8 protein-coding genes and 1 pseudogene are annotated in these 9061 nt (G+C 67.8%); 7 read left to right on the top strand and 2 right to left on the bottom strand.

The features are described from left to right. Positions 1-2154: BTAD domain-containing putative transcriptional regulator (locus A5708_RS22525; RefSeq protein WP_231117991.1), on the bottom strand; the 2154-nt coding region annotated here is incomplete at its 3' end. Between the two features lie 240 nt (positions 2155-2394). Here A5708_RS22525 and A5708_RS22520 point away from each other — a divergent pair. The 7 genes from A5708_RS22520 (at position 2395) to A5708_RS22490 (ending at position 8579) form a co-directional block, all read left to right on the top strand. After that, on the top strand, positions 2395-4968 hold the full coding sequence (locus A5708_RS22520; protein WP_065030745.1) for a SpoIIE family protein phosphatase: 2574 nt from the start codon (positions 2395-2397) through the stop codon (positions 4966-4968). After that, positions 4968-5291 carry an STAS domain-containing protein gene (locus tag A5708_RS22515; protein ID WP_065030744.1) on the top strand — a complete coding sequence of 108 codons (324 nt, stop codon included), beginning with the start codon at positions 4968-4970 and terminating at the stop codon, positions 5289-5291. The genes A5708_RS22520 and A5708_RS22515 overlap by 1 nt, the downstream gene beginning before the upstream one ends. 172 nt (positions 5292-5463) lie before the next feature. Next, positions 5464-5964 (top strand): DUF3060 domain-containing protein, encoded by a 501-nt coding sequence (locus A5708_RS22510; protein WP_065030743.1) that lies wholly within the window; start codon positions 5464-5466, stop codon positions 5962-5964. Between the two features lie 80 nt (positions 5965-6044). After that, positions 6045-6476 carry a nitroreductase family deazaflavin-dependent oxidoreductase gene (locus A5708_RS22505; protein WP_065030742.1) on the top strand — a complete coding sequence of 144 codons (432 nt, stop codon included), beginning with the start codon at positions 6045-6047 and terminating at the stop codon, positions 6474-6476. Positions 6477-6620: 144 nt separating this feature from the next. Continuing rightward, positions 6621-6893: a hypothetical protein gene (locus tag A5708_RS27305; protein ID WP_196772721.1), complete on the top strand. Its 273-nt coding sequence runs from the start codon at positions 6621-6623 to the stop codon at positions 6891-6893. Positions 6894-7014: 121 nt separating this feature from the next. After that, positions 7015-7947 (top strand): class I SAM-dependent methyltransferase, encoded by a 933-nt coding sequence (locus tag A5708_RS22495; RefSeq protein WP_065030740.1) that lies wholly within the window; start codon positions 7015-7017, stop codon positions 7945-7947. Further along, a complete protein-coding gene (locus A5708_RS22490) occupies positions 7944-8579 on the top strand; it encodes a class I SAM-dependent methyltransferase (RefSeq protein WP_065030739.1) in 636 nt (211 codons plus the stop codon). The genes A5708_RS22495 and A5708_RS22490 overlap by 4 nt, the downstream gene beginning before the upstream one ends. Before the next feature lie 98 nt (positions 8580-8677). On the opposite strand, the pseudogene A5708_RS26500 reads toward A5708_RS22490, so the two are convergent. Continuing rightward, positions 8678-9061 (bottom strand): annotated as a pseudogene (locus A5708_RS26500) (chitin-binding protein); the annotation flags it as partial.

Here is a 9061-nt window from a genome sequence, read left to right as displayed (position 1 = left end):
CCCCTCGCGGCGACGCTCGCCGATCTGCACCGCGACGGGACAGCCAACCGGCTTACCCTCGGGGGACTCGATGAGGAGGACGTGACCACGTACGTCGCAGAGGCAGGTTACGACGACGAGGAACTCGCGCACGCACTGGCCTCCGTTACGGGTGGTAACCCCTTCTTCCTCATCGAGTCCCCCGAGGGTAAGCCGGTTGGCTGTCCCGTCGCGGTGCAGATCGGCGAGCGTCGCCGCGAGGGGATGGGAGCGGTCGAGGTCGGTGCTGCGATACGTGCCGACGATCTGCACGCGGGCGTGGTCGCCGAATCGCAGCAGATGCCGCAACAGGAGCAGCGTCGGTTTGGCTGCCCAGTGCAGGTCGTCGAGGATCAGCACCACCGGCGCGCTCTTGGAGGCGAGTTCCAGCAGCGCGACGACGGCATCGAACAGTGCGTAGCGCTCGGTGTCGGGGTCGGCATGAGCCGGGGAAGTGAGATCGGGCAGGACATCGGCCAGCCCGGGCACCAGTGCCAGCAACGCTTCGACGCCGCGCAGCCCTCGCAGCCGGTCCGCGCCCACACACGGTGCCAGCGAACGTAGCGCTTCGGCGAACGGCTGATAGGGCGCTCCGAGATCCTCGTCGCAACGCCCGTACAACACGACCGCTCCTTGCGCGTAGGCCTGTTGCGACCATTCGCCGGCCAGTCGTGTCTTGCCGACTCCGGGTTCGCCGGCGATCAGTACCGTGGGCACACCCCCGGCAAGCGCGGTCTGCCACGCCGAGAGCAGCCCTTCGAGTTCGCGGCCGCGTCCCACGAACGGCCCGGGCCCGACCAGCACCGCGGGAAAGTTGGGTCGCCCCATCGGCGCTTCGGGTGCCTGCGCTGCCGGTTGTTCGGCGCCGGTTTCCAGTCGCAGCTCGAAAACATGCTCGGGCCGCGCGAGGTTCTTGAGCTGACGCATCCCGAGGTCGGTCAGCATGACGTCGTCGGCCAGCGAGTCCATGACGAGCTCGGCGGTCGCACCGGAGCACAGGATCTGGCCACCTTCGGCCAGGGACCGCAGGCGCGCAACGCGGTTGACGGCCCTGCCGAAGTAGTCGCCGTCGCGAAGCTCGACCTCGCCGGTATGCAGCGCCATGCGGACACGGATGGGATCCCGCGACGCCCACGGCTCGTGAGTGATGGCGTCCTGCAACTCAATTGCCGCCGCGGCGCCCGCCGAGGGGCGGTCGAACACCGAAAACGTCGCGTCGCCCTCGCCGCGCGTCTTGATCAGCCGACCGCCCCGCGACGTGACGACCTGTTTGACCAGCTCATCATGGCGCGCGAGCGCGACCGCCATGGCATCGGCATCGGCCTCCCACGCGGCCGTCGATCCCTCGATGTCGGTGAGCAGAAAGGTCACGGCGCGCGTCACCGACGGAGCCTCTTGTGCCACAGCGACATCCAGCGAGGCGTCCTGCGCGACGATCGCTGCCTCGAGGCGGCGAAGTTCGGGTCCCGGATCGACGCCCAGGTCGTCGGCAAGCAGCGACCGGGCCCGTTGATAAGCGCCGAGGGCCTCACCTTGCCGGCCGGCGCGGTACAGGGCGAGCATCAGCTGCCCCCATCGCCTCTCCCGCAGCGGGGCTTCGGCCACAGCCGCTTCGAGATCACCGATGACCTCCGCGGCGCGTCCCGTAGCCAGCAGGGCGTCCGCCCGGTCCTCGACCAGCGCGGCGTGGCCCTCGATCCAGCGCGTCTTCTCGGACGTTCCGCGCCGGCCATCTGGCAGTTCGGGGATCCCGCGCCACAGGGTAAGGGCCTCCTCGAAGCGGGCCAGCGCTTGGCGGGTGTCGCCCGCGGCGGCGGCATCGCGTCCGAGTCGAGCAGCCGACTTGTAGCGCGACGCGTCCACCTCGCTCTCGGCGAGAACCCAGCCCGCCCCCTGGGTCAAGACAAAGCCGTCGCCGAGGGTGCGACGCAGCGAGGAGATGTGGGTCTGCAGGGCTTTAGCGGCGGTGCGCGGCGGGTTCTGGCCCCAGAGCAGCTCGACGAGGGTGTCGGCCGGCACGACGGACCCGCAATGCAGCCCGAGCATCGTGAGGATGGCGCGCGGTTTCGCGCCCGGTATGACGACGGACGCTCCGCCTTGCCGGACCTGGAGAGGACCCAAAACCCCCAGTTCCACCGATGAAAGCGTACTCATGTCAGCTATCTTCGGCGGGACAATTCAATAGTCGGTCAAGATCGAGTAAAGCCGCGCTGCCTGCAGTTCGTTGACCGCGTGCAATGACCCGTGACCTCGGTGGATGTCTACCAGCTACTGCGTCGGCCCTCATGGGTCGGTGCGCTGAGAAGGCCGGCGTCGTGCCGTGGTCATCCAGATACCGAACGTGGGTGTTCACCCGACCGTTTACCGTTGGTACCTATGGACAGCGACCGGAGTGACTCCGCCTTCACCTGGCAGGGCCGGCGCGATCTGGTGAGCCGGATGCATGACCAACTCGACGAGCTGGTCGCGGCGCGCGACCAGATGGAACAACTGGTGCGGGTCATTGTCGAGATCGGCTCCGATCTGGATCTGGATGTCACGCTGCATCGCGTCCTCAAAGCCGCGATGGAGCTGACCGGCGCCCGCTACGCCGCCCTCGGCATCCGCGCGGCCGACGGCACCCTCGTTTCTTTCGTGTACGCCGGGATCGACGCGGAGACCGCACGCCGGCTCGGCGACCTTCCGGTCGGCGATGGCCTGCGCGTCGAGGATCTGAATTCCCATCCTGCGACCCGCGCACTGAGCGGACACGAGCCGCCCATGCATGCGCTGCTCGGCATCCCGATCACCGTGCGGGCGGCCAACTTCGGCAGCCTGTACCTGGCCGACGACCGGCCCGGCCGGGTCTTCTCCAACACGCAGGAAGGCGCCGTGCGCGCCATGGCCACGGCCGCGGCCGCCGCCATCGACAACGCCCGCCTCTTCGAGCGTGAGCGTGAATCGGCGAAGTGGACCAAGGCCAGCCGCGAGATCACCACCGCGCTGCTCTCCGGTGACCCGCAGACGGGGCCGTTGCAGCTGATTGTGAACCGGGCACTGGAGCTGGCCGGCGCCGAGCAGGCCATCCTGCTGGTTCCCAAGGAGGCCGAACTGCCGGTCGACCAGGTCGACACGTTGGTCGTGGCCGCGACCGCGGGCCGGTACTCCTCGGAGGTGATCGGCCGACAGGTCCCGATGGACGGCTCGACCACCGGCGGCGTTGCCCGCCGCGGCGTGCCGCTGATCACCGAATCCTTCCAATACCCGATCGAGGGCTTCACCGATGTCGGTGAACGGTCGGCGATCGTCATGCCGCTGATCGCGGACGACGCGGTGCTCGGCGTCATCGCCGTCGCGCGCGACCCGCACCAGCCCGCGTTCGGCGACGACTACCTCGACCTGGTCAGCGACTTTGCCCGGCACGCGGCGATCGCCCTGGCATTGGCGGCCGGCCGCGAACACGCGCTCAACCAGGAATTGGCCGAAGCCGACACTGTCGATGACGCGGTGGAAGCCGCCGCGGAGGAACTGCGTCGGCTCTGGCGGGCGCGCCGCGTTCTGGCGGTCACCTTCTCGACGCAGACGTCGTCCACCCTGGAAACCAGTTTCGGTGCACCACAGGTGGTGTCGGTCGGCGAGCCCGCGCAGTGGGCCGATCTGCCATCGGACACCCAGAAGGCGCTCAGCTCCTTGCGCGACGGCGATCTGCTGACCCCCAGCGCGACGAAACCCGGGACCGCGGGCATTGCGCTGCAGCACCCCGACGGCGTGCTCGTGGTTTGGATGGACCTGACCGCGCAGCGCCCGTTCACCCTCGAGGATCAGACCTTGCTCACCGTGCTGGCAGGCCGCCTCGGCCAGGGTTTGCAGCGGGTGCACCAGGTCGACCAGCAGCGCGAGACCGCGCTGGCCCTACAGCACGCGATCTTGGGGCCCGCGGATCTGCCCAACGGGTTCGCGGTGCGCTATCAAGCCGCGACACGGCCCCTCCAGGTGGGCGGTGACTGGTACGACATCGTCGACCTCGAGGACGGGCGCATCGCGTTGATCGTCGGCGACTGCGTCGGCCATGGCCTCGCCGCCGCCACCGTGATGGGCCAGGTGCGCAGCGCCTGTCGCGCGCTCCTGTTCGAAAACCCAAGCCCTGGTGCGGCTCTCGCGGGGATGGACCGCTTCGCCGCGCGGCTGCCCGGTGCGCAGTGCACCACCGCGGTCTGCGCGGTGCTCACCCCCGAGACCGGTGAACTGGTCTACTCCAGCGCCGGTCATCCGCCGCCCATCCTGGTGCACGGTGACGGCAGCACCCAGATACTCGACGAGGGTCACACCATCGCGTTGGGGATACGGGGCAACTGGATTCGACCGGAGGCCCACGTGACCATCCCGGCGCGTTCGACGCTGCTTCTCTACACCGACGGTCTGGTCGAACGCCGCCGGGTTCCGCTGGACCACGGCATCTCCCGCGTCGCCGGTGTCGCCCAGGATTCGCGCGCGTTGAAGTTGGAGGATCTGGCGAACCAGGTCATGTCCCGCGTCGCGCCGCACGGCGGGTACCAAGACGACGTCGTGCTGCTGCTCTACCGCCACCCCGCACCGTTGGAGCTGAATTTTCCCGCCGAAGTCAGCCAACTCGCGCCCACCCGTACTGCCCTGCGTAACTGGCTGACCCGGGCCCGGTTGGACCCCGACCAAACCCTGAACGTGCTCGTTGCCGCCGGGGAAGCCGTCGCCAACGCCATCGAGCACGGTCACCGTCATAGACCGGAGGGCACGATTCGCCTGGGAGCGGTCGCGCTCGGCGACGAAGTCCAGCTGACCATCACCGACACGGGCTCGTGGCAGGCCCCGCAACCGGCTTCCCGCCCGCATCGGGGCCGCGGTATTCCGCTCATGCGAAGTCTGATGCAGGATGTCGACATCCGGCCCGACACCGACGGGACCACCGTTCACCTGTCCACGAGGATCACCTGATGACCACCCCGCTCACGCTCGACACCGCGCGCGGCAGCGACGGGAAGTTCGTGCTGGTCGCCGAGGGTGAAATCGACCTGAGCAACATCGAGGCGTTCAATCTGGCGTTGGCCAGCGCCGCGACCGAGGCCAGCGGCGACGGGGCGTTGCGCGTCGACCTCAGCGCGGTGGAGTACCTGGACAGCGCCGCCATCAACACCCTGGCCGCCCACGCCGATCGGATCGAGCTCGTCGCGCACCCCATCCTGATGCCCGTCCTCAGGGTCAGCGGCCTCACCGAACTGACCACCATCGAAGCGGCACCGCCGACGGTGGGGCAGTGACCCACGGCAAACGTCAAGTTCGCGTCTAAGTGATTCTTGCTCGCCCGTTGAGCATCTTGTCAGGATGCCGCGCTTAAATCCCGCGCTTGGCCCGTTGCGGTCTGCCGTCTGCGCGGCGCAGGCGGGTTAGTGTGAAGGCCCCTAATGTGTCGCTTCGAAGGGCTGAATCTGTATGTCCGGGATAGTCTTCCGGGTCCTCACCACCATGACGACCTCGGTCCTGGTCGTGGCGGCCGGCGTGGCGCTGAGCGACCATCCGCCGGTAGGGGTGGGTGCAACAGGCATCGTGCTCACGGGCAGTACCGGGGCCTCGCCGCCGGGAGCAGTCGGCTCACCGTCGGGACGTTGGCTCATGCCCCTTGACGTGGCACCCGCAAAAATCGACAAGAGCGTCTCGACGGTCACATATGACTGCGGAAATCAATCTCCCATCAACGTCGTGAGCATCGACTCCAACGTCACGTTGAACGGCTCGTGTGGTGAGGTCGACGTCAGCGGCTCGGCCAATACGGTGATCCTGCAGACGGTCGCCATCATCAAAACCACCGGGTCGGGTAACCACATCACCTGGCAGCAGGGGCCGGCCGGCGGCCGGCCTCAAATCATTAACCCGGGTGGCAGCAACAGCATCGTCGGGCCGGCCGGCATACAGGCGCCGTCCGGTAGAGGTTGACACAGAATCGAATGCTCTTGTGGCGCAACGCAACTGTCGCGGGGCTTGGCGAGGTCCGCGCCGCATGCCACGATGGCGTAATGGCTGACGACGCGCTGAGCTCGGAGCGGGAATTCAACGAGCAGAACATCGAAGAGTTTCGCCGCAACGGCGGCAAGGTGGGCGGGCAATTCGAGGGTTTCCCACTGCTGCTCTTGACGTCGACCGGTGCGCGAAGCGGCGCCCGGCGGGTCAACCCGGTCGCGTACTTCGATATCGACGATAAAATCTATGTCGTCGGCTCCGCGGCGGGTCGGGACAACAATCCCGCGTGGGTGCACAACATTCGCGCCTACCCCCAGGTGTCGATCGAGATCGGCTCGGAGCCTGCCAAGCCCGCGACCGCACGCGAATTACCGCGTGACGAAAGGGATTCGATCTATCCGGTAGTGGTCGGGCGCGCCCCCGGGTTCGGCGAATACCAGCAGCGAACCGATCGGCTCATCCCGGTCTTCGAATTGGTGACCGACTGAAAATACGGCCTGCCAACGTCATTCAAGCTCGCGAATTTCGGCACGTTTACGGGTCGATTGCCGCACAATGATTGGGCGCGGGTTTGGTCGGATGCGACCGGTCATCACCGCCCGCCGTGCCCGAACGACGAAGTGAGGTCGGCGATGAGACGTTACGTGCGGCGCTGCGTGATCGGTGCGGTCGCCTTCGTGTTGGCCGGGTTGCCGGTGACGGTGATCGCCACTCCGCCGATCGGCCGCGCCGACGGTGAATGCGCCCCCGGTTGGGGCTGGAGCGTCGATCTCAATCAATGCGTGTTTTTGCTCCCGGCCGCCAATGGACCGGGTGGCCCCGGTGGACCGGGTGGCCCCGGGGGACCGGGCGGGCCGGGTGGGCCGGGTGGACCGGGTGGACCCGGACGTCCCGGACCGCACTAGAGAGCGGCAACGCGACGCTCGGACCGGCGAACTGGCTGGACGGCGGGCGTGGGAACTCCGCGTGTCCGCCAGTCGTTATACCGGCTAAGTAACCTGTGATTCCGAGGGGGACAACAGCCGCATGCCACGCACAGACAACGACACCTGGGATTTGGCGACCAGTGTGGGCGCGACCGCGACGATGGTCGCAGCCGCGCGAGCCATCGCGACCAACGCCGACAACCCGCTGATCAATGACCGCTTCGCTGAGCCGCTGGTTCGTGCCGTCGGTGTCGACTTCTTCACTCGCTGGGTCTCCGGCGACCTGGTGGCCGCCGACGTCGACGACCACGAATCGGGCTGGAAACTCGAACACATGCCCACCGCGATGGCCGCCCGCACCCGATTCTTCGACTCGTTCTTCCAGGCTGCGACGCAGGCAGGGATCCGACAGGCCGTGATTCTGGCATCGGGCCTCGACGCGCGCGCCTACCGGCTGGCGTGGCCGGCCGACACGACCCTGTTCGAGATCGACCAGCCGCAGGTGATCGAATTCAAGGCCGCCACGCTGGCCCAGCTGGGTGCCGCCCCGCAGGCCGAGCTCCGCACGGTCGCGGTCGACCTGCGGAATGACTGGCCAAAGGCATTGGTAGAAGCCGGCTTTGACAAGAGCCAGCCGACCGCATGGATCGCGGAGGGACTCTTCGGGTACCTGCCGCCGGAGGCCCAAGATCGCCTGCTGGACAACATCACCGCACTCAGCGCTGACGGCAGCCGGCTGGCGTGCGAAGCTATTCCCGACATGTCAGAGGTAGACACCGAGAAAGCCCAGGAGATGATGCAACGGGCCACCGCGAAATGGCGTGAGCATGGCTTCGACCTGGAATTCGGCGAGCTCGGCTACCAGGGCGAGCGCAACGAGGTCGCCGCCTATCTGGACAACCTGGGGTGGCAGTCGGATGGCATCCGGATGACCGACCTGCTCTCCGACTCCGGGCTCGATGCGATCCCGCAGACCAACGACTCGGTGTCGATGGCCGACACCATCTACTACAGCTCGGTGCTGAGCAAATGACGGCACCGCAGCGGCGAGGACTCAACGAGGCTGTCACGCGGATATGGAGCTTCCTCGCGCCGGCATACGATCTGCCCTTCCTGCAGCAGTGGGTGTACCGACCTCCGCACAACGAGGTGATAGCCCAGCTGCGCAATCACGGCGCGCGCAAGATCGCTGATGTCGCCTGCGGCACCGGCATTTTGAGCGACCGCATTCAGCGTGAACTGCAGCCTGACGTGATCTATGGCGTCGACATGTCCGACGGCATGCTCGGTCAGGCTCGTGCCAGGTCGGATCGGGTGCAGTGGATGCGCGGCCCGGCCGAGCAGCTTCCGTTTGAGGACGGCGCTCTCGATGCCGTGGTGACGACCTCGGCCTTCCACTTCTTCGACCAGCCGGCGGCATTGCGTGAATTCCATCGTGTGCTGGCGCCCGGCGGCCTGGTGGCCGTCTCGGCGCTGAGTACGCGCCAACCGCGGCTGCAGTCCTCCGCGGACTCTCGGTGGAAGCCGCAACACAACGCGTCCGCGCCCGAGATGCGGGCGTTGTTCGAAAACGCGGGGTTCGTGATCACCGATCAACACCGGATCCCGCGACCGGTGTGGACGGCGCTGGTGCCCGACCTGTTGACAGTCGGCACGAAAAGCTGAGTGCAGCGCCGGGCGTAGAAACCGCTCGGCGCCAAACACATACAACCGACGACGCCCGCTTCGCCAATCGGCGAAGCGGGCGTCTTGTCAGCTATCGATCACAGCGGGATCCACACTCCGAAGAGCCAGAAGCCCCACTGGTTGAAACCGGGATCCCACATCGGGGTTTCCTGGTAGCCCCAGTAGTTGATCGGGCCGTAGTCCCAGCGCCCACCGGGCGGGGGAAGCGGTCGATCCCATGCCGGCCGCGGCGGCGCGCCCGCGCCCCAGGGTCCGGGTCCGTCGCCCCACGGGGCGCCATGGAAGTAGCCGCGCTGGGCGTCTCCGTGCCACGGGCCACCGGGGTGAGGATCGGGTCCACCGAATCCGTTGGGCGCACCGGGGTGCCCGCCGGGGCCACCGGGGTGGTCGCCGGGACCGCCGGGGCCACCGGGGTGGTCGCCGGGACCGCCGGGGCCGCCGGGACCGCCGGGGTGGTCGCC

It is taken from the genome of Mycobacterium colombiense (assembly GCF_001672755.1).
GTDB lineage: Bacteria > Actinomycetota > Actinomycetes > Mycobacteriales > Mycobacteriaceae > Mycobacterium > Mycobacterium colombiense_C.
This window is presented reverse-complemented; position numbering and strand designations above follow the sequence as displayed.